21 protein-coding genes are annotated in these 25,158 nt (G+C 56.5%); 6 read left to right on the top strand and 15 right to left on the bottom strand.

What is annotated here, in order from left to right; translation table 11 throughout:
- Nucleotides 1-108 precede the first annotated feature (108 nt).
- The 3 genes from Pla52o_RS17480 (at nucleotide 109) to Pla52o_RS17470 (ending at nucleotide 3,844) form a co-directional block, all read left to right on the top strand.
- On the top strand, nucleotides 109-1,116 hold the full coding sequence (locus Pla52o_RS17480) for a diacylglycerol/lipid kinase family protein (protein ID WP_146595906.1): 1,008 nt from the start codon (nucleotides 109-111) through the stop codon (nucleotides 1,114-1,116).
- Nucleotides 1,117-1,133: 17 nt separating this feature from the next.
- A complete protein-coding gene (kdsA, locus tag Pla52o_RS17475; RefSeq protein ID WP_146595905.1) occupies nucleotides 1,134-1,988 on the top strand; it encodes a 3-deoxy-8-phosphooctulonate synthase in 855 nt (284 codons plus the stop codon).
- Nucleotides 1,989-2,071: 83 nt separating this feature from the next.
- Nucleotides 2,072-3,844 (top strand): tetratricopeptide repeat protein, encoded by a 1,773-nt coding sequence (locus tag Pla52o_RS17470; RefSeq protein ID WP_231612440.1) that lies wholly within the window; start codon nucleotides 2,072-2,074, stop codon nucleotides 3,842-3,844.
- A gap of 107 nt (nucleotides 3,845-3,951) precedes the next feature.
- Here the strand turns inward: Pla52o_RS17470 and Pla52o_RS17465 are convergent, their stop codons facing one another.
- From Pla52o_RS17465 to Pla52o_RS17425, 9 genes are all read right to left on the bottom strand, one after another.
- Entirely contained in the window at nucleotides 3,952-4,359 is a 408-nt protein-coding gene (locus Pla52o_RS17465; RefSeq protein WP_146596039.1) for a methionine-R-sulfoxide reductase, read from the bottom strand.
- Nucleotides 4,360-4,500: 141 nt separating this feature from the next.
- The gene (locus tag Pla52o_RS17460) at nucleotides 4,501-5,088 is read right to left on the bottom strand and encodes a hypothetical protein (protein WP_146595904.1); all 588 of its coding nucleotides are present in this window, start codon (nucleotides 5,086-5,088) and stop codon (nucleotides 4,501-4,503) included.
- Nucleotides 5,089-5,097: 9 nt separating this feature from the next.
- Nucleotides 5,098-6,150, bottom strand: a complete 1,053-nt coding sequence (locus Pla52o_RS17455) for a hydantoinase/oxoprolinase family protein (protein WP_197169314.1) — start codon at nucleotides 6,148-6,150, stop codon at nucleotides 5,098-5,100.
- Nucleotides 6,117-7,139: an ATP-grasp domain-containing protein gene (locus Pla52o_RS17450; protein WP_146595902.1), complete on the bottom strand. Its 1,023-nt coding sequence runs from the start codon at nucleotides 7,137-7,139 to the stop codon at nucleotides 6,117-6,119. The genes Pla52o_RS17455 and Pla52o_RS17450 overlap by 34 nt, the downstream gene beginning before the upstream one ends.
- 125 nt (nucleotides 7,140-7,264) lie before the next feature.
- Nucleotides 7,265-7,585, bottom strand: coding sequence for a metal-sulfur cluster assembly factor (locus tag Pla52o_RS17445; RefSeq protein WP_146595901.1), 321 nt, complete (start codon nucleotides 7,583-7,585; stop codon nucleotides 7,265-7,267).
- Nucleotides 7,586-7,697: 112 nt separating this feature from the next.
- On the bottom strand, nucleotides 7,698-9,002 hold the full coding sequence (sufD, locus tag Pla52o_RS17440; protein ID WP_146595900.1) for a Fe-S cluster assembly protein SufD: 1,305 nt from the start codon (nucleotides 9,000-9,002) through the stop codon (nucleotides 7,698-7,700).
- 149 nt (nucleotides 9,003-9,151) lie between these two features.
- Nucleotides 9,152-10,558: a Fe-S cluster assembly protein SufB gene (gene sufB, locus Pla52o_RS17435; RefSeq protein WP_146595899.1), complete on the bottom strand. Its 1,407-nt coding sequence runs from the start codon at nucleotides 10,556-10,558 to the stop codon at nucleotides 9,152-9,154.
- A 69-nt stretch (nucleotides 10,559-10,627) separates the two neighbouring features.
- The gene (gene sufC / locus Pla52o_RS17430) at nucleotides 10,628-11,443 is read right to left on the bottom strand and encodes a Fe-S cluster assembly ATPase SufC (RefSeq protein WP_146595898.1); all 816 of its coding nucleotides are present in this window, start codon (nucleotides 11,441-11,443) and stop codon (nucleotides 10,628-10,630) included.
- A gap of 69 nt (nucleotides 11,444-11,512) precedes the next feature.
- Nucleotides 11,513-12,202 carry a helix-turn-helix transcriptional regulator gene (locus tag Pla52o_RS17425; protein ID WP_146596038.1) on the bottom strand — a complete coding sequence of 230 codons (690 nt, stop codon included), beginning with the start codon at nucleotides 12,200-12,202 and terminating at the stop codon, nucleotides 11,513-11,515.
- 307 nt (nucleotides 12,203-12,509) lie between these two features.
- Between Pla52o_RS17425 and Pla52o_RS17420 the strand changes: the two genes are divergently transcribed.
- Nucleotides 12,510-13,625 carry a glucose 1-dehydrogenase gene (locus Pla52o_RS17420; protein WP_146595897.1) on the top strand — a complete coding sequence of 372 codons (1,116 nt, stop codon included), beginning with the start codon at nucleotides 12,510-12,512 and terminating at the stop codon, nucleotides 13,623-13,625.
- 380 nt (nucleotides 13,626-14,005) lie between these two features.
- On the opposite strand, the gene Pla52o_RS17415 is transcribed toward Pla52o_RS17420, so the two are convergent.
- Both Pla52o_RS17415 and aceE read right to left on the bottom strand, forming a co-directional pair.
- Nucleotides 14,006-15,433 (bottom strand): 2-oxo acid dehydrogenase subunit E2, encoded by a 1,428-nt coding sequence (locus tag Pla52o_RS17415; protein ID WP_146595896.1) that lies wholly within the window; start codon nucleotides 15,431-15,433, stop codon nucleotides 14,006-14,008.
- 98 nt (nucleotides 15,434-15,531) lie between these two features.
- A complete protein-coding gene (aceE, locus tag Pla52o_RS17410; RefSeq protein ID WP_146595895.1) occupies nucleotides 15,532-18,264 on the bottom strand; it encodes a pyruvate dehydrogenase (acetyl-transferring), homodimeric type in 2,733 nt (910 codons plus the stop codon).
- A 699-nt stretch (nucleotides 18,265-18,963) separates the two neighbouring features.
- On the opposite strand from aceE, the gene Pla52o_RS17405 reads away from it, so the two are divergent.
- Nucleotides 18,964-19,773: an SDR family NAD(P)-dependent oxidoreductase gene (locus Pla52o_RS17405; protein ID WP_146595894.1), complete on the top strand. Its 810-nt coding sequence runs from the start codon at nucleotides 18,964-18,966 to the stop codon at nucleotides 19,771-19,773.
- A gap of 219 nt (nucleotides 19,774-19,992) precedes the next feature.
- On the opposite strand, the gene Pla52o_RS17400 is transcribed toward Pla52o_RS17405, so the two are convergent.
- From Pla52o_RS17400 to Pla52o_RS17390, 3 genes are all read right to left on the bottom strand, one after another.
- A complete protein-coding gene (locus tag Pla52o_RS17400) occupies nucleotides 19,993-20,526 on the bottom strand; it encodes a hypothetical protein (RefSeq protein WP_315852963.1) in 534 nt (177 codons plus the stop codon).
- Between the two features lie 657 nt (nucleotides 20,527-21,183).
- Nucleotides 21,184-22,461: a BON domain-containing protein gene (locus Pla52o_RS17395; protein WP_146595893.1), complete on the bottom strand. Its 1,278-nt coding sequence runs from the start codon at nucleotides 22,459-22,461 to the stop codon at nucleotides 21,184-21,186.
- Nucleotides 22,462-22,979: 518 nt separating this feature from the next.
- Entirely contained in the window at nucleotides 22,980-23,330 is a 351-nt protein-coding gene (locus Pla52o_RS17390; RefSeq protein WP_146595892.1) for a cytochrome d ubiquinol oxidase subunit II, read from the bottom strand.
- A gap of 437 nt (nucleotides 23,331-23,767) precedes the next feature.
- Here Pla52o_RS17390 and Pla52o_RS17385 point away from each other — a divergent pair, with 437 nt between their 5' ends.
- Nucleotides 23,768-24,370, top strand: coding sequence for a metallophosphoesterase family protein (locus Pla52o_RS17385; RefSeq protein WP_146595891.1), 603 nt, complete (start codon nucleotides 23,768-23,770; stop codon nucleotides 24,368-24,370).
- Between the two features lie 102 nt (nucleotides 24,371-24,472).
- Here the strand turns inward: Pla52o_RS17385 and Pla52o_RS17380 are convergent, their stop codons facing one another.
- A complete protein-coding gene (locus tag Pla52o_RS17380) occupies nucleotides 24,473-24,937 on the bottom strand; it encodes a hypothetical protein (protein WP_146595890.1) in 465 nt (154 codons plus the stop codon).
- Nucleotides 24,938-25,158: the final 221 nt, after the last annotated feature.

Genomic DNA, 25,158 nt, shown 5'->3' with positions numbered 1-25,158 from the left:
ATTTAGGTCGATCTTGATGGCAGGAATCGCTTTGCGCAGCTTTCTGACCACCCGATCATTAAAACGATAGGTTACAAAACGTGACCCGATCCCCCGTTTTGAGAAAATATGAGTTTGACGCCAAACCAATCGCGGAATGCCGGCTCCCAACCCATCACGGTGCTGATTTGCACCAGCCCCAAGGCGGGACGTGGACAAGCTCGCGAACAGGTTCCCATCCTCCTCGAGCGGTTAACGCAAGCGGGATACTTGGCGACCCAGACCGATTCGCTTGCCACGATTCGAGAGCGTATCGATCGATTCCAATCGGCTGAGAATCAGCGACTCGTGATCGTTGCCTGTGGCGGTGATGGTACGGTTAGCTTGTTAGCGGATCTTGCCACTCCCGAAATTCCGATCGTTCCGATGCCGATGGGAACCGAAAATCTGCTGGCGCGACACTTCGGCTACTCGGCCGACGCGGAACAGGTTTTCCAGACCATCGCCGACGGATGCGACCACCGGATCGATGCCGGTTCGGCAAACGGGCGTTTGTTCTTGGTGATGGCAACATGTGGGTTTGATGCCGAGGTGGTTCGGGATGTGCATTTACGAAGACGGGGGCACATTCACCGACTGAGTTACCTGCGGCCGATCCTGCGTGGGATCGCGCGCTATCGATTCCCCAAGATTGATTTGCGTATCGAGTGCGATCAGGTTGCGCGCGATCCGCTTAGCGAGGGCGACCCCGGTGCGACCGAATCGTCGTCATCCTCGTGGCAACCGTGTTGGGCCATGATTTTTAATTTTCCCTGCTATGGCGGTGGACTGCACATCGAGCCCGATGCCGTGGGAGACGATCATTTGCTCGACGTGATCACGTTTGAGCAAGGAACATTGTGGAGTGGGCTTCGCTACGTTGCCGGCATTTTGATGCGGCGGCATCTCGGTTTTACCGACGTCACGCGGCGGCGAGCGAGTCGGGTCTTTCTTTCGGCTCCAACGCGAGTGCCCTATCAATTGGACGGTGACTATGTGGGGCGATTGCCATTGAAGATCGAGACGTTGCCGGGGCGGGTTTGTCTGCGGTTGCCGGTCGGAACAACTTTTTCGGGGCGATTGTCGAATCAATCTTGATTGCCGATGATGAGGGGATGAGCACTCCATCGCAAACCCATCACGTCGCCACCGTCACGGTTGGCCCTTACGCCTGCGGACCTCAGCAGCCCTTGCTGCTGATCGCGGGACCCTGTGTCTTGCAGAGCCAGGATTTGGCGTTTTCGATCGCCGATCGATTGGCCGCCATCAACGAGCGAGCGGACGTCAACGTGGTCTTTAAGGCCTCCTTTGACAAAGCGAACCGGACTAGCGTCAGTGCAAAACGGGGCCCGGGGCTCCAAGAGGGGCTGCGGATGCTCGAAGAGGTTCACCGTTACTGTGGCTTGCCGGTCACGACCGACGTCCATCTGCCGGATCAAGCCGAGGCGGTCGCCAGCGTTTGTGCACTGCTTCAAATCCCGGCTTTTTTGGCCCGGCAAACCGATCTCGTTGTCGCTGCGGCCAAGACCGGACGCCCCCTGAACGTGAAAAAGGGGCAGTTCATGGCTCCCGAAGACATGCAATACGTCGTCGAAAAGGTGCACGCCAGCGGCACCGGCGGAGTGATGCTTTGCGAACGCGGTACGTTCTTCGGCTACGGACGCTTGGTCAATGACATGCAATCGTTGCCGATCATGCGGTCGCTTGGGGTGCCGGTGGTGTTTGATGCCACCCACAGCGTCCAGCGACCGGGAGGTTTGGGCGGGGCGACGGGCGGAAATCGAGAAATGGTCGAACCATTGGCGCGTGCGGCCGTAGCAATCGGTATCGACGCGGTCTTTTTTGAGACGCATCCTGATCCCGAAACTTCGCCCAGTGACGGGCCAAATATGATTCCTTTGGACGCTTTTGAGCCAATGGTGGATCGTTTGCTCAGGCTCCGTGCAGCCTGTGGTGAAATCATGGCCTGACGCATCCCTTGCTCGATACTCCTATGGCCTCACGAAATCGCTCGCCTCTGCGATCCAGAACTCTCCCGTTCACCCTCTGGGCCGTGCATTCAGACGCGACATCGTTAGGGCTGCTGGGCACGGTGCTGTTGGGCACAGTGCTGTTGGGCACAGTGCTGCTGGGCGTCGCGGGGTGTGGCGACGATGCGTCGGTCGTCAAAGAGATCCAGGTTCAGCGACAAGCTCGCTTGCAAACCGAAACCAAGCAGGACCATCTTGGCGAAGTCCACCGTTTGTTGACCCGCTTGATCGAACTGAATCCAGATGAGTCACAGCGTCAAATCAGCTACCATTTGAATCGCTGGCTCGAATCGGCACCGTTGCCTGAGCAAGCGACGAAGCCAGCACTCTTTAAAACGATTGCCGATCGGTTGCCCGTAGCGAGTCGTGATGAGCTTCTTTTGAGCGATCGCTTTGTGCGTTCGGATATCAGCCATTTGCGCGACGCCTATTTGTTTGGCGCGATTGCAAAGTGGATCGATTCTCCGCGAAGCGACGATCCGCTGCTGGAAAATTGGTTGGCCGAACAACAAACCAAACTCGGGGAAAGCCACGCGAATCAGTTGCGTAGCGCATGTCGTTTCTTTGACTGGACAGTGCGCAACGTCGCACTTGAGCCGTTCATGGCGACCCCAGGAATGCAACTCACCCCTCCCGAAATGCCACTGGGGATGGTTTTTCAAGGTGCCGGTTATCGCCAAACCGATTACGAGACGGTTTGGCGCGGAACCGGAGACGCACTCCAGCGGACCGGGGTGTTTACTCAATTATGTCGACAAGCGGGGGTCACCGCCGCACTTTTGGCCGTTCCTTCGGCGGAGACCGGTGAACTTGCTCCTTGGGCGGTTGGCGTTTTGATCGGTTCCGACGTTTACCTGTTCGAACCGGCACTGGGGGTTTTTGTGCCGGGACCGAATCAAGTGGGAATTGCCACGTTGGCCGACGCGCGTACCGATGCTTCGGTGATGCGTCGATTGAATATCCCCGGATTTTTTGATTACCCGTTTAGCAAACAAGAGGTTCAGCAAAATATTGCACTGCTGAATGTGTTGCCGGTTGGGATGAGTTCACGGATGCAGCATTTAGAGTCGCGGCTGACCGGCGATCGGCGGATGACCGTCTACAGTGACGTTGACGAAATTGCCCACAAGCTTGACGCGGCCTCCGGTATCGCCGGCGTCCGCATCTGGGACGTGCCGCTGCTTGCTGAGGTCTATCACACGGCGCTTGAGCAGGCTGCGCAGCGTGATCCCATGCTCGGGTTTTGGTACTACTCGCGTTGGGCGATCATGGATGCGAATGTCGAGTCGTCTCGTTTGTTTTCCTTGGCCCGTTGGCGGCATCTACACGGAGAGTTCGACAGCGACGATGAAAATCATATTGAAGGTGCGAGACCGCTTTACTTAAGCCAACGCAAACCGGAATTTGAGATCGCGGATCTACGGATCGACGTTAACCTTCAAATGGCCTACGGTATTCGGCGAGAACTGGGGATGCCTACCGAGCTCTATGATCGACAAGTACAACAAGCTCAAAACATGATCCGGCTGGGCAAGCAGACGGCAACCTATTGGTTAAGTTTGATTCAGTATGACGACGGCCGTTACGACACCGCCGAAACGTGGTTTCGAAAACGCGTTCTCGATGATTCGCAATTGTCGCATTGGGTCCCCGCGGCTCGCTACAACCTGGGCCGGACGATCGAACATCTCGATGAACAAGAGCAAGCCGTCGAACTCTATAAGACCTCGGGTGACATCCAGGAACACGGTAACCGCATCCGCGCTCGGCTGCTTTTAAAATCCGAAGCCGATTGATGGGCGATTCAATTTCCGCGGATGTCGAACCCGCTCCTCATCAGGTGCGCCCGTTGCTTGACAGACGCGCCGCGTGACAGCGACGCCGCCGCTTGGCAAGTCCTTCGCTAGGCACGCCCGTCATCAGCTTTGATTGTTGCAGGGACCTCTTGGTGGGCATCGATGAAACGCATCGATAGCGAGTTGACGCAGTGCCGAGTGTTCTTCTCCGTCAATCGTTCACCTTGAAAGACGTGGCCAAGGTGACCGCCACAATTTTGACATAGAATCTCGGTGCGGCGTCCGTCGGCATCGGTTTCGTGTCGTACGGCACCTTCGATTTCATCATCGAAGCTGGGCCACCCGCAACCCGAATGGAATTTGTCTTCCGAGCGATACAGCGGCGCATTGCAGCGGCGGCAGATGTAGGTTCCCTCGGCTTCGGTATCAAGTAATTTACCGGTCCCAGGACGCTCCGTTCCTTTTTGCAGCAAAACGTAGGCTTCTTCGGGAGTCAATTCGTTGAAATCGGGCATCATCAATCTCGCGATTCTGAAAGGGGAGGAGGAGGTTGTTTTTGAATCATTCCTCAGGGGAGGGAAGCTCCGCAACGGTCATTGTTTGGTGAAGCGGTTTACGCCGCAAGCCTTGGCGGGTTGGCGCCACGGCCGTGAAGCTCAAAACGACACGACGCGCAGCTTCCACGGATGATTGGTGAAGAGGCAAAAAGCAGGGTCAACCACGCCGCGATCCACCATCTCCGCAATGTTCCATGTGGGATCAATCACACACGACTTCAGTAAAACCAATTCGTCGGCGGCTGATTCATTGGCAAGCATTCCTGCTAACGAATCGCTAGTGGTTCGCCAATCTTGCGGCAACCCACCGTCATGCTCGGGAGTGTAGAAGCTGCGGACCGCCACCAGCGTTGGCACGGTGTTGGAGAATCCATTTTTGAGGGTGTCATCAAAGCCATGTCGCGAATCGATTTGCGGCCATGATGGGAACCATTCCCCAATGATTTCAAACGTGTGCTGCAGCAATTCGATGCATCGCCAGTGTGTCTTCACGAGATCTGAAGGTCGCAGACGATCCCATTCGCGAATGGCTTCAATCAAATTGCCGCCACCGACGATCAACAGAGTTTCGGTCGGCCCCGCATCGCAACGATCCTCTTGGGCAATCGCATCGAGCCATCGCGGTAACTGCTCGACCAAGTCCTCATGCGTCATCAGGCTACCACCGATTTTGATCACTCGTCGCATGGAATGGCTCTACGCATGGAAGGGGGCCGTAGGTCGTTGATCAAAACCGTGGCTTAGCTGCATTGCGACCGCATACGAAGGAGCGCATCGAGAGACATCGGGTCCCAAACGCTCAGCCAAGGAAATCACCTCCTGATCATCAGGCAATCTTAAGAGATCGTTTCCATGACCGCTGATCACATACGCCTGGGGCCTAAACGACTGCGTTGCGAGTAAGCGTTGGATTGAGTCCGCGATCCTCTCTCGAGCGGCGTGAATGACTTGGTCGGCAATGTGAGTCGCTTGCTGCAGCGAGACACGGCGGCGATCGAGTCCGAGCATTCTCGCCAACCGATTTGCGGCGAATTCTTTGGTGCGTGGTTTGCCGTCCGCGGTTTGGAAATCCGTTGGCGACTCTAGCTCGAACCCAAGTACGATTCGCGCGTCATCGATCGTAGCAAACACTTCGTTCATGACCGGAACCGAACGGTCTTGAAACCGCAGCGACGAACACAGCGCACAAACCGGTGTGCGTTGGCAACCGATATAGGCAAGCGACCCTTCGCCTAAACGGTCGTAGTCCGTCATTGCTTTGGTAGCGACGACTCGATCGCGAATCGGAACGATATCGGTGGTGGTGGAACCGACGTCAATCAATAACGCATCGGCCGTAATCGTCCGTCCAACAAAGCTCGCCAATGCGTGCCAATTGGCGGCTGCTAACAAGTCAACGTCCTCGACCCCGACGCGTTGGCGAAACGCTCCGTCGACACCGTAGAAGTAACAGGATTTGATGCCGAGCTGGGCGGCGGCTTGATGAACATGGGCGGTGATGTGATCGACTCCCTCAGCGCGATCAACAAAGCAATCCGCCAACTCGCCGGTCATCACGATGGCGAGCGCAGTCACCTCGGGAAAGGCCGCCAGTGATTCGCGAAGTGCATCCTTCAACAATTCGGGCTGCCGCCAAATTGGGAAGAAACGCGATCGGGCACGTTGGGATTCGTCCGCAAATTTAAGGTTGGCGCCGCCGATGTCGACCCCGACGATCACGCTTGCTCCGTCACCAAGTCGTTGATCCAAACGGTTCCCGATGGAGTCCAACGCACGGAGTCCACCGCAGCATTGCAAGAGACGGGGCCCGTTTCTAACTCAAACAAGCGAGCCGCCAGGTTGCCATGAATGATCTGACGCAATCCCACATAAGATGTCGTCAAACGAGAATTGATCTCGATGACATAGTCTTCACTGGAATAGTTGCCCAGCAGCAAATCGAGGCCAACGAATCCCCGCGCGGTGGGAGGCATCGCAGCGATCGCGCGTGAGGCCAATACCGCGGCGCGTCGCTGGGACTCGCCGTCCAAGGGGCCTTGGCCTCCAGCGTATTCGCAAGTATTGCGGTCGAGGTCCTGGCTGACGGCGGGCAACAGCGTCAACTGGGTACCCGATGCAATCAGCGCAATCGAGACCGCACGACCCGGCATCCAAGGTTGTAGGATCAGGTTATCGGTCAACTCCGCCCGTGCTTCGTCGTAGGAGTCAAAGGTGCGAATTTTCTGCGTTCCACACCCATCGCGTGGCTTCAGCACAAAACGATCGAATTGCTGCAGTTCTTGTTCGTAGCGATCATCTGCCACGGTGACGAACAGCGGGTGTGCGACTCCGGCCGCCAACAAGCACTTTGCGGTCTGCATTTTGTCGCTGGCCACGCGCAGGAAATCGCCGCTGCCCGCAACCACGTCAATGCCTCCGGCGCGAAGCATCGCGACGGACTTCGCCAAGATCCCATCGCTTTCGGGTGCGACAATCAATGCGGCATCACAGTTCTCAGCAGCCGAGACCCATTGGCCGTAAAACGAATCATTGGCACGCATCGGAACAATTTCCGTCGCATCCACTTCGATGTCGAAACGGGGATCCAATGGGACCGTAACGCTCGCAAACTCTGAAAGATCGCTTACGATTGAGCGCAGCATTGCGGCCCCCTCGTGGCGCAACGAGGCTGGGATTTTATGGATATCTTTTTCCGCGAGACCGCCACCGCTGACAAACTCGCCCACAAAAATTCGCATGCTAATGCTCGGATGAGTGGCGTGATCAATGAGAGGGAGACGATTTCGGCCCTATCGCGACAACGCATCGGAGATGCACCGCCCGATGAGGATGGAAACCGTAGGCTCGCTGCTCGCTCGATCGACTAGAAAATGCCAAGATGGTCTCGCGCGTCATCGGTCATCTTGTCAGGTGACCAAGGCGGATCCATGACAACCTTGACTTCGGCCGTCTCCACTTCGTCCAACCCTTCGGCTGCCCCTTTGGTTCCCGCGACCAACTGAGGGCCGGCTGGGCACATCGGACTGGTCATCGTCATGTCGATTTCGACATCGTGACGACCATCTTCTTTCTCGTCACCGATGCGAACTTCGTAAATCAATCCGAGGTCCACAATGTTCACGTAAAGCTCAGGGTCAATGACCTGTTTGAGTGCTTCGCGAACTTTGTCTTCAGCCAATGCCATGGGGATCGCTACCTATTCGAAGAAAGTTTTAAACAAGCGGGTGGACAATTGATCAGCAGTCTTGCGCCGTCAAGCCGCCACGAATTGTACCAGACGCAGCGGATTTTGTAGACTATTCGTATTCACGAACTTGGCGTGCGATTGCAGCTCCTAGAGCATCGCGAACGCTCTCAATCGTGATGCGATCAAAAATCTGCTGGAAAAATCCACTGACGATCATCCGTGTCGCTTCCTTGCGGGTGAAACCACGGCAAAGGGCGTAGAAAATCTGTTCTTCGTCGACCTTGGCGGTCGTGCTACCGTGAGTACAACGAACGTCATCCGCTTCGATTTCGAGTCCTGGGATCGAGTCGGCACGCGAAGATTCCGATAAGACGAGGTTATCGTTTCGTTGATATCCATCGGTCTTCTGGGCGATCGGATCGACCTTGATCATGCCACGCCAAACCGTGCGGCTCTTGTCCTGTTGGGCGGACTTGTACAAAAAGTCGCTATGGCAACTTGGCGCGCGGTGGTGTTGCAGGGTGTGGTAGGCCAGGTGTTGACGACGTTGGGTGAACATCACTCCGTTGACTTGGCTATTGGCACCCGGGCCAACCAAGTCGACCGACTGATTCACCTTTGACAACAGCGATCCCATCGCGGCGAGCGTCCACTGTAGCGTCGCGTCTTTTCCGACCAACGCTTTTTGGTGTCCAAATTGATACGTTCCGTACCCCCATTCTTGTAGGTTGACGTAGCGAAGGTGTGAGTTCGCTTTTTGGATCACCTCGACCGCTCCGATCTGCAACCCACCGGACTCTTCGGTCGCTCCATTGGATTCGTGCAACACGGTCGCTTCGGCGCCCTCATCAAGCACAATCAAGGTGTGGGTCGTATCGGTACCGCCATCGGTCAGCATTGAACCGATATGCAACGGTTTGTCGAGCACCACTCCGCGTGGGACATATAGAAATTGGCCTCCCGACCAAAATGCCGCGTGCAATGCCGCGAATTTGTCGTAGTCGGGATCGAATGCCGTGAACAAGTGCGGTCGCACTAATTCGGGATGCTCAGCGCAGATTCGCGCCAAGCTTCCAAAGACGACTCCTTTTTGAGCCAGTTCTTCGTCCAGGGTTTCGGAGACGATATAGCTATCAACGGTTTCAATCGCCCCACCCAGGTCAACGCCACTGAGCAGTTGTGCGTTGGCTGGCACCGGGCGTGCTTCGGTTGCGGGTAATCCGTATTTCCCGATTTGGAAGGCACGAATGTCCGTGCGAATCCATTCTTCGTGACGTCGATCGGGCCAGTTCATCGCGCTGAAGTGCTGCCACGCATCACGCCGGAGTCCGGTCAACCAATCAGGCTCATTTTGCGAAGCCAGAAAGGAATCAAAACCGGCTTGATCGAAAGTCATTGTTGTCGTTTGCGTCATCAGAATTAAGTTGGCTTGTAGCGGATCGATAAACAAGAGTCCGCATGGTGGAATGAGAGCGATGTAGCTCGCTACGCCCGCCGAGGGAGTGTCGCGGGGGAAACTCAATGGCGGGCGAGTTCGGCTACGACGAGGTTCGCAAGTGCGTGTTAACCGACACTGCCTTCCATTTGAAGTTGAATCAAGCGGTTCATTTCGATCGCGTATTCCATCGGCAACTCTTTGACGAGAGGCTCGATGAAACCGTTGACGATCATGGTGCTCGCTTCTTGTTCGGTCAGCCCGCGGCTGAGCAGGTAGAACATTTGCTCTTCGCCGATCCGCGAAACGCTGGCTTCGTGACCGATTTGAACATCTTGTTCGGCAACCTCGATGTACGGATACGTATCACTTCGGCTTTCCGGATCCAAAATCAAGGCATCACAAACAACGCTGTTTTTGCTGTTGTGTGCTCCGGGTTCGACGCGAACGAGGCCGCGGTAGCTGCTGCGGCCGCCGTTCTTGCTGATGCTCTTGCTGATGATTTGGCCAGTGGTGTTAGGAGCACAGTGGACCAGTTTGGCCCCTGCGTCTTGATGTTGGCCGGCGCTGGAGAACGCAATCGATAGGATTTCTCCGCGAGCACCAGGTTCCATCATATGGACCGCGGGGTACTTCATCGTCAACTTGCTGCCCAAGTTACCGTCGACCCATTCCATCGTGGCATCGCCGTAAGCATAGGCACGCTTGGTGACCAAGTTGTAAATGTTGTTGGCCCAGTTTTGGATCGTCGTGTAACGGCAACGCGCGTTGCGTTTAACGACCACTTCAACGACCGCGCTGTGTAGGCTTTCGGTGCTGTACATCGGAGCGGTGCAGCCCTCGACATAATGCACGCTGGCGCCTTCATCGACGATGATCAAGGTTCGTTCGAACTGGCCCATGCTCTCGGCGTTGATGCGGAAATACGCCTGCAACGGGAATTCGATGTGAACGCCCTTGGGGATATAGATGAATGAACCACCGGACCATACTGCGCTGTTGAGCGCGGCGAACTTGTTGTCTTCCGGAGGAATGATTTTCCCGAAGTATTCGCGGAGCAAATCGGGATGTTCGCGAACCGCGGTGTCGGTGTCGGTGAAGATCACGCCCTGTTTGGCAAGGTCTTCTTCGAGCGATCCGTAGATCACTTCGCTTTCGAATTGAGCCTTCACCCCCGCCAAGAATTTCTTCTCCGCTTCGGGGATCCCCAGCTTGTCAAAGGTATCCTTGATTTCCTGCGGAACGTCATCCCAGGTCTTGCCCTGGTGATCGGTCGGTTTGAGGTAGTAGTAGATATCTTGAAAGTCGATGTCGATCGCCCCGCCCCATTTGGGCATCGGGCGTGCTTCGAACGTCGCCAGCGACTTTAAACGGAACTCACGCATCCAGTCGGGTTCGTTCTTGATGTCGGAAATTTGATTCACGACATCCGCGCTCAATCCCTTCTCGGCACGAAAGACCCCGGTCGTTTCGGTGCGGAAGTTGTACTTATTGATTTCGCCAATGTCAGACTTTTCGGTCACATCAGTGGACATCGTATTTCCTAACGTTATTCAGATTTCAGAGTTGAGTTTTGTCGTTCAGGCCGCGCCGCGAAGCTGCGATTAGACCGCGGTTTCTTCAGCCAGCATTTCTTGGTTCGCCGCTTCCGCTTCGGGATAGGCTTTGCGGATACGGTCGTAACCGTGTTGATGCAGTTCCTCGGCGAGTTCGCTGCCGCCGGTTTCCACCAAGCGTCCACCGAGCATCACGTGGGTGTATTGAGGCGGGTTGTGCTCAAGCAACTTGTCGTGGTGAGTGATGATCAAGAGGCCCATTTTCTTGTGCCCGATTTCGGCAATCGATTCGCTCGCCAAGCGGACCGCATCGGCGTCCAACCCGCTGTCGGTTTCATCCAAGACCGCGAACTTGGGCTGGAGCATGGCGAGTTGCAAGATCTCGGCACGCTTCATTTCGCCACCGGAAAAACCGTCGTTGACATAACGGCGGGCGAACTCTTCGTCCATCCGCAAATGAGCCATCTTTTCCTTCAGCTCTTTACGGAACTCACGCATCGGGATCAGCTCTTCGCCTTCCTTGCGGTCAGGGCGTCGGACGTTGGTGGTGGCGTGACGCAGGAAGTCGGCCATTTTCACACCTGGGACTGCCATCGGACGCTGGAACGCCATGAAGATCCCCGCGCGAGCTCGCTCGTCCGGCGCCATCGCCAATACATCTTCGCCATCCAGCGTGATCGAGCCTTCGGTGACGGTGTATCCGGGGTGCCCCATGATCGCCAAACCAAGCGTACTTTTGCCGCTGCCGTTGGGCCCCATCAACGCGTGAGTTTCACCGTGATTGATGGTCAGATTGACGCCTCGAAGGATCGGTTTGTCGCCAACGGAAACGTGAAGGTTTTTGATTTGCAGTACGTGTGTCATGCTTGGTTGCAAAAGTTCAAAGGGGAGAAAGGAAAACGTTGTCGAGCAAAATGGAGGTCGCGTTGTTGGCTAAGTTGCCGAGTCCGACGAGGGCGTCGAGGCGGCAAATTGACAACATTGATCGCCATCAAGTCGGCAACTGCTGAGGTGGACCGGGCGACCGAGCGCCTCGGAAATCATTTGTTCTTCAAGTCGGCACATCGCACGTTCGTCCGATGTGTCAGTCAGCGATGGATAAGGGCAAGCACAGATGTCGAGCACCGGTAGATCACCCGCATGCGAAATCTCGCTGGTGATTTGCCGATCCGTTAACATCTCTGATAATTTTTGCATGCGTGATTCGAACGATTGATCCTCGCTGCCATCACGGCCGACCTGCGACGCAAATTGACGACCTAACCGATTGGCAACGGACGTGAGCAACTGCTCTCGAACGTTGGCGTCTTGAATCGCTAAGATCTCTTGCCACATCGCTTCGGCCAGTTCGGTCGGGTTTGCACCCGCTCGACGATGCCCTCGCACGGTCAATCGATACTGGTACGTCGGCCGTCCGCGTCCCGCAACGATCTTCTCTCGCTCGAGCATGCCCGATTCAAGTAGCCGTTCGATACGTTGACGAATCGCGGTCGCCGTCACGCCAAGCTGCTCCGTTAAATCACCGATTCCAAAGGTATCCCCACTTCGCATCGCCATCAGCAATTCTCGATCCACCGACCGAAGATCGCCGATCTGGAACGAGGAGGAGGAAGGGGATGTCATGAAATACTTGAATAAGGGAACATCGACCGGGGGTTCACGGCCAGCACGGAGTGCCGCTGCGACGCTCTCATTATTAGAGGGAAACGCATTTTTGACAACCACCGTTGCGAAAAATGGATCCAAGGGGGATTTAAAGGTCGTCAAAGCCTTTTTGGGGGTCGCTTTGAGAGCAAAGAAGGAAGCGTTATCCGACCCGAGTCCCCTAAGCAATGTTGTCGGATACTGTTACGATTTGTCGCTTGGAAAAGCGATAAAGCATACAAATGCTATCGCACGTCGCATACCCTCCTGAACCCTATCCTCTCTGATCGAGTCAATCATGAAGGCTGTTGCAGTCACGCCAGGCACCCCTAATAGCGTGCATCTCGAAGAAATCGCGAAACCGAGCTTGGACCAAATTCCCGATGGGCTAGGAGTCCTAGTGAAAGTCCTAAAGGTCGGCGTCGATGCAACGGACCGCGAAATCAATGACGCGTTGTACGGCAATGCGCCTACCGGTGACAAGCACCTTGTCATCGGCCACGAATGCTTCGGCATCGTCGAAGCCGTCGGTGAAAATGTGCGGCGCGTTAAACCAGGCGACTATGTGACCGCAACGGTGCGCCGTCCCGGCGGTTCGATCTACGACATGATCGGCACCAACGACATGACCAGCGAGGAAGAATACTACGAGCGCGGCATCAACCTGCGGCACGGCTACCTAACGGAGTACTTCGTCGACGAAGAGGAGTACATCGTTCGTGTCCCGCAAGGACTGAAGCATTTGCATGTTTTGCAAGAGCCGATGAGTTGTGCAGCAAAGGCGGTCCACCAAGCTTACGAGGCTCAGCATCGGATGAAGGTCTGGCGTCCCCAGGTTGCTTATGTCCTCGGGGCGGGCCAGATCGGATTGTTGACGACCTTGATCCTGAAGCTGCGTGGCTTGGAGGTTTACACGCTCGCCCGTGGCGAAACGCCGAACCTAAAAGCAGATATCGTTTCGGGACTCGAAGCAAGCTACGTTAGCACTCGCCAGACATCGATGGGAGAGCTTGTCAAGGTTACCGGCAAGCCCGACTTGATCGTCGACGCGACCGGCAGTAGCCAATTGGCATTCGAGTCGATGCAGCACTTGGGGCATAACGGAGTGGTGGTGTGGACCGGCATTACCGGTGGCGACAAAACAATCGAAGTCCCATCGGATAGTATCAACCTGCAGTTCGTGCTCGGGAACAAGCTGTTGCTCGGCAGCGTCAATGCGAACCGAAATCACTTTGAGATGGGGATTCGCGACCTGGCCTTGGGTGAGATGATGTACCCAGGCGTACTGGAAAAAATCCTCACCAATCCTGTCGATGGGCTCGATAACTACAAGGAAATGATGCGGTTGTTGGTCGAGGACAAGGACGCGTTGAAGGTCTTCGTGAACGTCGCCAGCGAGTAGCCAAGCGGGCCCGTCAGCCAACACGCCGGAAATGGCGATCCCCCCTCGGGGACGCCGTCGCCTCGCTGCAGCGTGTCGCCCGAACCGGCACGGGTGGCCCGAACCGGCAAGCTTGTCGCCCGAACCGGCAAGCGGGGTCGAGCGTGGGCTCTGCACCGGGCCTCGTGCTCAGTGCTATCTGCTTTGGGACGCGAACCGGGCGGCGTTTGTAGCGGTGTGCCGCAAACCGCTCGGTGTTTTTGAACTTCTTTTTACTCGCTGCCCACCGGGCGGCTCGCGCCGCTAAAAAGTCGATGGGTTGGATCGCAACCGGTGCCGGCACGGGGAAGCGTCCCCATGCTGACTCTACAGACGTCAATAACGCTAGGGTGCCAATGGCGTTAGAGTGCCAATAGCAAGCGACTCGGTGCTTCGAGGTATCCGATCACATCGTTCAAGAATCGTGCGGCGGTACCGCCGTCGACGAGTCGATGGTCATAGGACAGACTTAGTGGCATCATCAAACGGGGCTTGATGCTGTCGTCGGGCATGACGACAGGCATCTTGCGACTGCGGCCCACCAACAAGATCGCCACTTCAGGAACGTTGACGATCGGGGTGGAGTATTGGCCACCGATGGCTCCGAGATTGCTGATCGTGAACGTGCCGCCGCGTAAGTCGCTGACGGCAAATTGTCCACCGCGGACTTTGCCCGCCATTTCGGCTAGTCCGCGAGTGATCTCAGGAATGCCTCGTTGGTCAGTGTTCTGCATCACTGGGACGACCAAGCCTCGGTCGGTGTCTACGGCGACGCCAACGTTGACATAGTCTTTGTAGATGATTTGCTCGTTTTCTTCGTCAATCACGGCGTTGATTCCGGGATGATGGCGAAGTGCGGTCGCTACTGCCTTGATCAAGAAGGGCATCGTGGTCAGCTTCAGACCTTGAGCCGCGTAATCATCCTTGCTCGATTGGCGGAGCCGCTCGAGGTCGGTGATGTCGGCGTCATCAAAATTGGTGACGCGCGGCACGGTCGACCAACTGGTGTGCATTTGGCGGGCAATCGTCTTGCGAATCTTGCTCATGCGTTCGACACGCACACTGCCGAAGTCATCGGAGCTTGCGTCGCCAGCGACCGAGGGTTGTCCGCTCGAAGCAGACTTGCTCTCTGCTGCTGGGGAAGCGGGAGCGGAGTTGCCGGTGCTGCGCGCCGCTTGGTTGGCTTGACGCACGACCGCCAAGACGTCCTCGCGTGTGATGCGTCCCGCATCTCCGGATCCACGAACGGCACTCAAGTCCACTCCCACTTCGCGAGCGAAGCGACGAATGGCGGGGCCGGCGGGGATGATTTCATTCGTTGATGCCGGAGCAACCGGAGCCGCGGGGCTGGCAGCCGCCACGGGGGCTTGAACGGGAGCTGGGGCTGATGCTGGAGCTGGGGCTGATGCTGGAGCCGGGGCAGCCGGTTTTTCTGGAGCGGCCCGTGGCGGGGTCTCCGCTTTCGGTTCCGGTGTAGCGGCTGGTTTTGCTTCGGGCGTCTTTGCTTGGGGTGCTGGGGCTGCAGCCGGCGGAGCGGGTTCGGCTGCTCCGGCTTCCGCTTCGACTTCCAGCAGCACGCCTCCGATCGCTACCGAGTCGCCTTCGCTGACAACGATCTTGGTGACCTTGCCGCCGACGGACGCGGGCACCGGAACGGTCGCCTTGTCAGTTTCCATTTCGACAATGTCTTGCCCTTTGCTGATCACGTCGCCGACCGACACAAAAATTTCCAGAACGTCACCAGATTCGATGCCGTCGCCCAGTTCGGGAAGTTTTACTTCAGTAGCCATAAAAGAGTTTCTGTAAGCAGATTTCAGTGGGATGTTTGTAACGAATGCTACCTCCGGCACGTCGCCGCGGCGCGTTGCCGCGGGCTCGGCGCCTCGGACTAGGCAAAGTAGGGGTTGGGTTTGTCAGGGTCGATGCCCAGGTCCTTGATCGCATCGGCGAGTTCCGCAGGAGTGAACAGGCCTGCTTTGGCAAGTCGGCTGAGGGTTGAGAAGGTAATGCATTCCGCATCGACTTCGAAATGTCGACGCAGGGATTCCCGCGTTTCGCTGCGTCCCATGCCATCGGTCCCCAACACGAAGTAGTCGCCTGGGATCCAAGGTTGCAGTTGTTCGCCCAACGCTCGCACGTAATCGCTTGCCGAGATGAAGGGGCCTTCGACGCCCTCGAGTTGTTCTTCCAGGTAGCTTTTGCGTGGTGTCTCGGTCGGGTGCAACATATTCCAGCGACTGCAATCGGCCGCTTCGCGACGCAATTGGGTGTAGCTGGTCACGCTCCAGACATCGCTGGCGATGTTGTACTTTTCGGCCAGCACCTCTTGTGCCTTCAACACGCAGTTGAGAATGGCACCGCTGCCGAACAATTGCACACGTGCCTTGGCGTCTTGCACATCACGGCTGCGGAATTTGTAGATTCCTTTGATGATGCCTTCTTCGCAACCTGCGGGCATCGCGGGGTGCAAGTACTCTTCATTTTCGCTCATCAAGTAGTACATGCACTCTTCGCCATCCTGGTACATCCGCTTCAGACCTTCCAGGATGATCACGACCGCCTCGTAGGCAAACGCGGGATCGTAAGCACGCACGGTCGGGAACGCGATGGCATTGAGCAGACTGTGTCCGTCTTGGTGCTGAAGCCCTTCGCCATTAAGCGTGGTGCGACCGGCGGTTCCACCGACTAGGAATCCCTTGGCTCGCATGTCCGCGGCGGCCCAGATCAAATCGCCGATCCGTTGGAAGCCGAACATGCTGTAGTAGATAAAGAACGGGATCATGTTGACGCCGTGGGCGCTATAAGCCGTTCCGGCAGCGTTGAAGCTGCTCATCGAGCCCGCTTCGGTGATCCCTTCCTCGAGAATTTGGCCGTCTTGAGACTCCTTGTACGAGGCGAGGATCTCGGAGTCCACGGGCTCGTACAATTGACCGGCGTGAGCGTAGATCTTGAACTGGGTGAACATCCCTTCCATCCCAAAGGTCCGCGATTCATCGGGAACGATGGGCACCATGTACTTGCCGATCTTCTTGTCGCGGCACAGCGCGATCAAGGTTTGCACCACTGCAAACGTCGTGCTACAGCTCTTGTCCTCGAGTCGGCCGATTAGCTTTTTGTAGTCGTCCAGCGTCGGCACTTCCATCTTGGGGTGCTCGGTGGGACGACTTGGCACAGGGCCGCCGAGCATCTTGCGACGCTCTTGCATGTATTTCAATTCTTGGCTGTTCGCCGGTGGCTTGTAGAACGGCGCCTTGCCGACCTCTTCATCGCTGATCGGAATGCCGAACCGCGTGCGGAATTCGAGCAGCTCCTCTTCGTTCATTTTCTTTTGGTTATGAGCAACGTTGCGTCCCTCGCCCGCCTCGCCCAGTCCGTAGCCCTTGACCGTCTTGGCCAACACGACGGTCGGTTTCCCGTTCTTCAGATCGGTCGCCATCTTGTAGGCCGCGTAAACCTTTTCAGGATCGTGCCCACCGCGACGCATCTTTTCAAGGCGTTCGTCGGAGTAGTTCTCGACCAACTTCAACAGCTCTGGGTATTTGCCGAAGAAGTGTTCACGAATGTAGCTGCCGGGCATGCCGGTGTACTTCTGGTACTGGCCATCGACCACTTCGTTCATGCGTTTGGCGAGCAAGCCAGTCGAGTCTTTGGCTAACAATTGATCCCAATCGTCACCCCAAACGACTTTGATGACGTTCCACCCCGCACCGCGGAAGATCGACTCGAGCTCTTGAATGACTTTGCCGTTTCCTCGCACCGGGCCATCGAGACGTTGCAGGTTGCAATTGATGACAAAGATCAAGTTGTCGAGTTTCTCACGCGCCGCTAGACCGATCGCCCCGAGCGTCTCGGGTTCGTCGCATTCCCCGTCACCCAAGAACGCCCAGACGCGTTGCCCCGAGGTGTCTTTGATGCCGCGGTCGCGAAGGTATTCGTTGAATCTCGCTTGGTAGATCGCCATGATCGGACCGAGTCCCATCGAGACGGTTGGGTATTCCCAAAATCCGGGCATCAACCAGGGATGTGGATAACTTGACAAGCCGCCCCCGGGCGCGAGCTCGCGACGGAAGTTCTCAAGATGCTCTTCGGTCAATCGACCTTCGACGAACGCACGGCTGTACATCCCAGGTGAAGCGTGCCCTTGAAAGTAAACCGTGTCACCCGAGTAACCGTCTTCACCACGACCTTTGAAGAAATGGTTGAAGGCGATTTCGTAAAGCGTCGCACTCGATGCAAAGGTGCTGATGTGTCCGCCAACGCCGCCGGGACGCTTGTTCGCTCGCACGACCATCGCCATCGCGTTCCAGCGAACGATCGACTTGATGCGGCGTTCCAGCTCTCGGTTGCCCGGGAAGGCCGGTTGGTCTTTGACCGGAATCGTGTTGACGTAAGGGGTGTTGGTGTCCTGGGCCGATTGGATGCCTTCCTCGGCAGCTCGGTCGCGAAGTTGCTCGATCAAGAAACGAACGCGATCGGCACCCTTGCTCTTCAGCACATAGTCGAGTGACGAGAGCCACTCTTGGGTCTCCGCCGTATCCATATCCATCTCGGTCTCCGGAGGAACCAATTCACCGAGCTGCTGATCGACTTCGGCCTGGGCGACTGTTTTTGAGTCCGACATATTCAATTCTCTTTCTATTACTCTATTACTGGGCAAACCCGTAATCGCACCGCTAATTTCGTGCGTCAATGTTTTCGTGCGAGTCCATAATGATTCGTCTATCTCAGAAGATTAGCCGGATTAGGGTAAATACGGCAAGGGCGAGCTGATATTGGCGTCAACTTTTACCGTGCAAGCTAGCAAGGGGAATTCGGGTGTGTATGGCTGTTCACCCAACCGTTGGTGTCCCGGTTTTAGGGCGAGTTTTACGCTCGATCCCCTCTCGCTGCAAACAGAGAAACGTCGCGGTCAAGGCACCTTAGAGCCAGCAACCAAGGGCTGGCAATCCGCTGGCAGCGGCCTGAAAACTTGGTCACCCCTGGGCGATGTGCCATCCGATTTGCGGCAGCCGGGGAGACGCTTTGGTGCTTCTCAACTCGCCCCCCCCCTGACAACGGATCGTCCCCATGACTAACGTACCACTCGGTTGCCGTGTTCGAATTCTCGAGCTACTCCAATGATCTCCAATGCCAACCACCTCCAACGCCAACCAAGGGAAGCGTGGAAATCGCGGAGGCGTTTAGCCGGGGGGATTCATTAGCCGGGGGGATTCAAAGGGGCAGCTGTGGCGAAAGGGACACGAGGCATTGTCGTAGGATCTCAGCATCACGCAGCTATCCGATCCACAACCGCATCGACGTGAGTTTGTCAAATTCCTAAATGAAAAGGCAGCGAGGGGTCGTGGAGCGGAATCGAGAATTTTGTGGTACCAACGCAGTGGTCACTGGGGCCTCCAGTGGTATTGGGCGTGCGACAGCCCTTGAGCTCTCGCGCCGCGGTGTCGATCGCATCGTGATTCACTATCGACGCAACCTCGAAGGGGCCAAGCAAACCGCGCGTGAATGCGGCGAGCTCGGTGCTCAGCCGGTGCTATTGGCTGCCGACTTGGGGGATTTCACCGCCATCGAAGCGTTTGCCAATCAATGTTGGAACGAACTTGGCGTGATTCACAGCTGGGTGAACAATGCCGGTGTGGATGTTTTGACAGGTGAGTTCGCCGCGTTGGATTTTGGCGAGAAACTCAACCAATTGCTGCAGGTGGATGTGATTGGCACGATCCATCTCAGCCGCTTGGTGGTTTCAAGAATGTCCGAGCAAACGCTTGAGTTGCCCGCTTCGATGGCATTCATCGGTTGGGATCAATCCTCCGCGGGCATGGAGGGTGACGCCGGGCAAATGTTCGGCCCGGTCAAAGCTGCGATCACCGCATTCGCCCAAAGTTTGGCTCAGACCGTCGCGCCCAAAATTCGGGTCAATGTGGTTGCCCCGGGATGGATCCAAACGTCCTGGGGACATACCACCAGCGAGTATTGGGATGCCCGGGCACGCAACGAATCGTTGATGAACCGCTGGGGGGCTCCCGCTGACATTGCCCGAGCCATCGCATTTGTCTCCGCTCCTGAAAACACGTTCGTGACCAGCCAAGTGATCGAAGTCAATGGCGGATGGAATCGCCGTTACGATCGCTGATGCGAGAATTCGTCAATTCCGTCCTGCTTGGTTTTTAACCGTGTCATGCGGAAGGTGCGGAGGAGGTTTTCCGCTAGCGGGATCGCGTTTTCGTATTGCCCGGGGCTCCGATTGCCTGGGGCTCCAATTCGCTGGGTCTCCAGTTCGCTGGGGCTCCAAACGAAAAAAGGCTAGCCGTGTGGCTAGCCTTTTGGAGTGGTTGCGTCGGCGAGGGGACGCTTACAAGTTGGGAGTCGTGTAGGGTTCGACGTCGCCCACCATGTGGAAGTGGTTGTGGTCAATGTAGACCACTTCGATCACTTCTCGGTCATGCAGCGTGTGGGGAACCGGGTATCCGACGATGGTCTTTTCGTCGAAGTAGATCGAGCACTTGTAGTGGGCGTGGTGCAGTTGTGCTGGACCGATCAGCGGATAGAAACGGGGCGGATCGATGTAATCGGCGATCTTTTCTTTGATGATCCGCACATTGTTGCGTTGGGTTTCCCACAGCAGGGGAACGCCACCTTGAGCCGGACGGGCCGACTCGAGTGCGTGCATCACTTCGTCGTCGCTAGGCGGGTCAAGCGCCACGGGGGTGCCACCCGATGTGGTTGGTCCCAGGATCGGAACGCGGTCGTAACGCTCCTTCTTCCAAAACTTCTCTTCTTGCTTGTGTTGGAAGTAAGGACTCACCGGGATTGGATAGGCCAAGAAGCCAAGGTTATAGTTGGTGCCTCCAATTCCGTAGCATCCGGTTGAACTGATCGCCATCATTGCGATCAGCCCCAATGCGATAGATGGGGCGTGCGTTTTCTTGGCAACACTTGCCACACGATCGACATCGCCGTTTGTGGTGCGTACGCGTGTTGAATTAGGAGTCTTCATCCGAGCAACCTTCCGTGGTTTCCTTTACGATCGATCGCAACTAGCGATCTGCGTAATGGTAGTATCGTGTGAACTTGGGAGGATCTTGCGGGTAAATCCGAAAGATCCGAAAATCGGACAAAAAGAAACGCGTCCGCAAGGATTGGGAGTCGAGTGATCAGGCGTATCCGGTCCGTTAATCCCCTTTAAAACGTCTGAAAACAAGCTGCGGCTCTCTCCACGATCGAAAACGAAGGGCCAGCTGCCCCGGATCGAGCAGCCCTCAATCGAGCAGCCCTCAATCGAGCAGCCCGAGCTTAGAAAACGGCACCTAGAAAGCAGAGGCGGGGGCGGAGCGTCCCGAAACGATACGCCTCGGTCGCGCGCTCTCGAACGCTGCGGGGGCGATCGACGCAGGATTCGGAGCTGCACCACCGCGAAGGCGGAATGAGTACCTGTAAAAGTCAGCGATATTTAAACGAAAAAAGCTCGTGAACAGCGAACTGTTTCACGAGCTTCTTTGCAAGTGCGATGGGCGAGGCGTTCCATGCCCAGCGGTCGATCGGCTTAGCGATCGGTGAAGTCCAGGAACCACCAGCCGTCGTCCCATTCAAGGCTGACCTTACGCCATCCAAGAGGAACTTGCGGATAAGGGTAGAACGGTCCGATGTACGGCCATGCCGATGGGCTGTACTGCTGTGGATAAGTCAATGCAGCGTAGTTTGGGTGAGCTGCGTAGCCTGGCCAAGCGTAATTTGGCAAGTTCGGCGAGTCATAGCGAGGTGCTCCTCCACCGGTATACGGAGCCATGGGAACGGGTTGTCCCATGGTCGGGGCTCCCTGCATTGCACCGTAACCCACTTGTGCCGCATGAACCTGTTGTTGCGGGTTCATGCGATAGGGGACTGCCATCGCGGGGGCATGCCCTTGGTTTGCAACCATACGAGTCTGCATGGGAGCGGCTGGCGCGACCGGTGCGGCTTGAGCCACGGTGGGCTTGGGAAGACGCGGCAGCGTTGCGGCGACTTCAATCGCATCGCGGACTCCCGTGACGCCTGGAGTGGATTCGGCAATCTGGACGATTGCATCGCGTTGTGCATCCGAAGCGGCGCGTCCCTTGAGTTGGACGATCCCACCGTTGCTCGTTACATCAACGCCAAAGCCACGTAGCTGGCCCGATTTCTGGGCCTGGCCGAGTGCACTGACGACCGACGAAACAATTTGCTCGTCGCCGCTTGGCAACGGCGAAGCGTTCAATTCCACCGCGGCGGTGGGACGAACCTCGCCCGGCATCTGCTCTGGGGCCTCAAAGCGAGGCAAGTCGGCTTGAACGACCGTCTCTTCGCGTTGAGTCGCTTCGCGAATCGTGGCTGCTTTTGCCGCCAACGCCTTGCTGAACGAGAAATTCGATTCGCTCGCAGGCTTGGGATTCGATTTCGCGGCTACAGCCGGTTTCGAATCCTTTGCACCCGCTTCGATCACCGGTTCCGTTGCCACAATGGCAACGTTTTTGACTGGTTTGACGACTTTTGCCGTCGTCGTTTCTGCCGACACCGTTTGACCATTGATGGTCACTTCATCCACGATGTCGTTGATCCCCTGGATGCCCGAAGCGGTCATCAATACGAGATCTTTTTGGGCCGACTGGCTGACGTTGCCGCGAAACAACACGACGCCTTGTTCGACCTTCATGTCGAGCGAGAAATCCTTCAACGCTCCTGAGTCACGGTTAACTTTCAACCGTTGAATAATTTGCTGAGCGATTTCTCGATCGCCGCCAAAGACCTGCATTGGTCCCAAGGCTGCTATCGTGGCAATCGCCAATCCGAAATACGTCCGTCGCATGGAAATGCCTCCCTACAGTGCTAAATCGCTCCGATGCGAATAACCAGCCGGAGGCCCAGTCGCCCGATGCGACAAGGAATAGGATGTCACCGTCACTGGTAACTGATCCTCCGACCGATCTGATCAGACCGGTGTTGCTGGTTGTTTCGGCTATTTCGCAGCGGGTCAGGTAGGTTTTTTCCAATTTTGGCGCCGATTCCGATTATTCAGTGCTCGAGGCAGCGTATTTAGAGCTCTAGACAGCGTGAAACCGAACGAAAGTAGTGTGAAACCGAACGAAAGTAGTGTGAAACAGTGGCCCCCCCAGAAAAAAGACAATCCCCCAATCGCCCTGCCTCGCGCGCTTGTCCGGGGGAACGCCTCTGTCCGACGGAACGCCTCGCACTCGGCTCGGTGCCTCGCTGACGCGTCGAGTTGTGATGGGCCCGGAAAAACGGCGTCCTCCAACGGGAAGGTGTCCTCCAACGGGACGGTGTGCCGCGATTTCTCTGCGGATAGAAATGAGGTGGAGGGGACGCTCAGCGTTTGGGGGGCCCGCGAAAGCTTCGCACCAACATGGTGATTGTGATCAACGTTCCGGCCGCTGGCACTACCGCAAAAATCAATCTCGGCTGTGCCGCCAAGACCATTAACGAGATCACCCCGATAACCGCCACCGCCGGTGGAAACCATCGCGCCGGGCGACGAAGCGAAGGCCACGCTAACCACAGCGCAGCGAGCACGAGCCCGACCCGTCCCATTGCCGCCGCCGCAAAGCGAGCGCTACTTTCGTCACCCCACCACCATACCGCAGCACTCCCCACCAACAGCGCAATCGCGATCAGCAATAACAGGGGGCGGCGGAAATTAGCGGAAAGAGGTTCAGGCATGCCAACTCAAAAATCACAGTCGAATTTGTTCAACCGTCACTTTAGTTGCTGTGACGGCATTCGGTAACCTTGCTGTTCGGGCAAACCGGAAATCATCGACGGTGGCGGCACCGGCGGCAGCGAACTCGCCCCATTGCTCCCATGCGCCGGAAAAAACATGCACTCGAAACGCATACGCTGGAAAAATGACCTGCCAGACATTGTCTTCGCCGGAATAACGCCTTTGCCCGAAAAGCGCCTTCGCCGGAAAAACGCCTCACGCGGAAAAGCATTGATCATCGGTCACACGAAAGCGAAGAAGTTGGCCATCGACAGCCGATCAAGCTTAGGCCAAGGTTGGTTTCGACACGCCCACCCTCGTCGTGTTTGCGAGTGGCGACGTTTGATTGATCAGGCCACGAGAATCGCGTGGCGACGCAATGACCAAGGAAAATACGATGAAATACCTTTGCTTTAGCGACCTTCATTGTGATACCGTCGCGGCCGAAAAATTGGTAGCGATGGCCGAAAGGGTCGATGTTGTGATCGGCGCAGGTGACTTTGCCCGACAGCACCGTGGGATCTCCGACACGCTCGACATCTTGTCCAAGATCGAAAAACCAGCCGTGTTGGTCCCGGGAAATGGCGAGACCGCTGAGGAATTGACCGCTGCGGCAAAAGGCTGGAACCGTGCCACGGTTTTGCATGGCAATGGCTGCTCGATCAAGGGCATCGATTTCTGGGGAGTCGGCGGCGGTATTCCTGTAACCCCGTTTGGGGATTGGAGCTACGACTTCGATGAGACGCAGGCCGCTGAACTACTCGCGGACTGTCCCCATCAAGGGGTGCTCGTTGTCCACTCACCTCCGATCGACAGCGTTGACCACGATAGCGAAGGGCGCATTCGCGGCAGCCAATCCATTCGCAGCATCGTTGAAACGCGAAATCCGCGATTGGTGGTCTGCGGTCACATCCATAGCGATTGGGAGAAACAGGTGATGATTGGCAACTCGTTGGTGCTCAACGCAGGACCGGCTGGAGTGATTGTCGAAATCCAATAGAAGTCGAAATCCAATAGAAACAGCGAAATTCAATTGGGAAAACGAAAAACCAAATGGCGAGCACGCCTTTTGGTTGACGCTTTACTGCAACGTGGGGGGCGGTCAGTCGATTTCGTCATAGGCAATCGTCCCGTCAAACCAAATCCGGAAACGTCGAATTCGTAATCCACGTGTGAACTGGATCTCGATTCGCCCTTGGATCGGTCCGTTCGTTGCGGTGCCATGGTCCTGCGATGGGGGGGACTGCAATGGGGGGGCCTGCGATGCGTTGAGCGCAGGCACGCTGTCGCCCGCGCGAGCCGTCGCTTCTTGAGCGTAGGCGCTCGCCGGAATGGAAAACGAGACGTCTCGGCTGAGGTTCAACCAACTGACCTTCCACCAGACCTGTTTGCCATTGATCTCGATCTTCTGGCGGAACCACCAACCGCTGTAGACCAAAGTCCCAAGCAAGGGCCGCCGGAACTCGATCACGCGATACAGAAACCGTCTTGTTCGCAGGGTTGCGTGGTCTCCGAAGACGCCTTTTTCCGCGGCTAAGGGGGCGGGGGGGCGAAAAGGGCTGGACAAGGAATCCCTCGTGGAGAAAAAAAATACCGCTTGCCACGCGGCGATGATGGAGAGAATTACCGACCGAGGAGCTCCAGAATCATAAGTGTCTTGAAAAAATCCGCCAAGTTCGCCTGCAAAAGAGAATTTGGCTTTTCCTCGTTATTTACGGCCCTTCTGAGGGTGGGTGTCGGTCTGGCTGGTCGGGGTGTGATCGGTAATTTAGCTGATTCCCCTCTGTA

It is taken from the genome of Novipirellula galeiformis (assembly GCF_007860095.1).
Lineage (GTDB): Bacteria > Planctomycetota > Planctomycetia > Pirellulales > Pirellulaceae > Novipirellula > Novipirellula galeiformis.
This window is presented reverse-complemented; position numbering and strand designations above follow the sequence as displayed.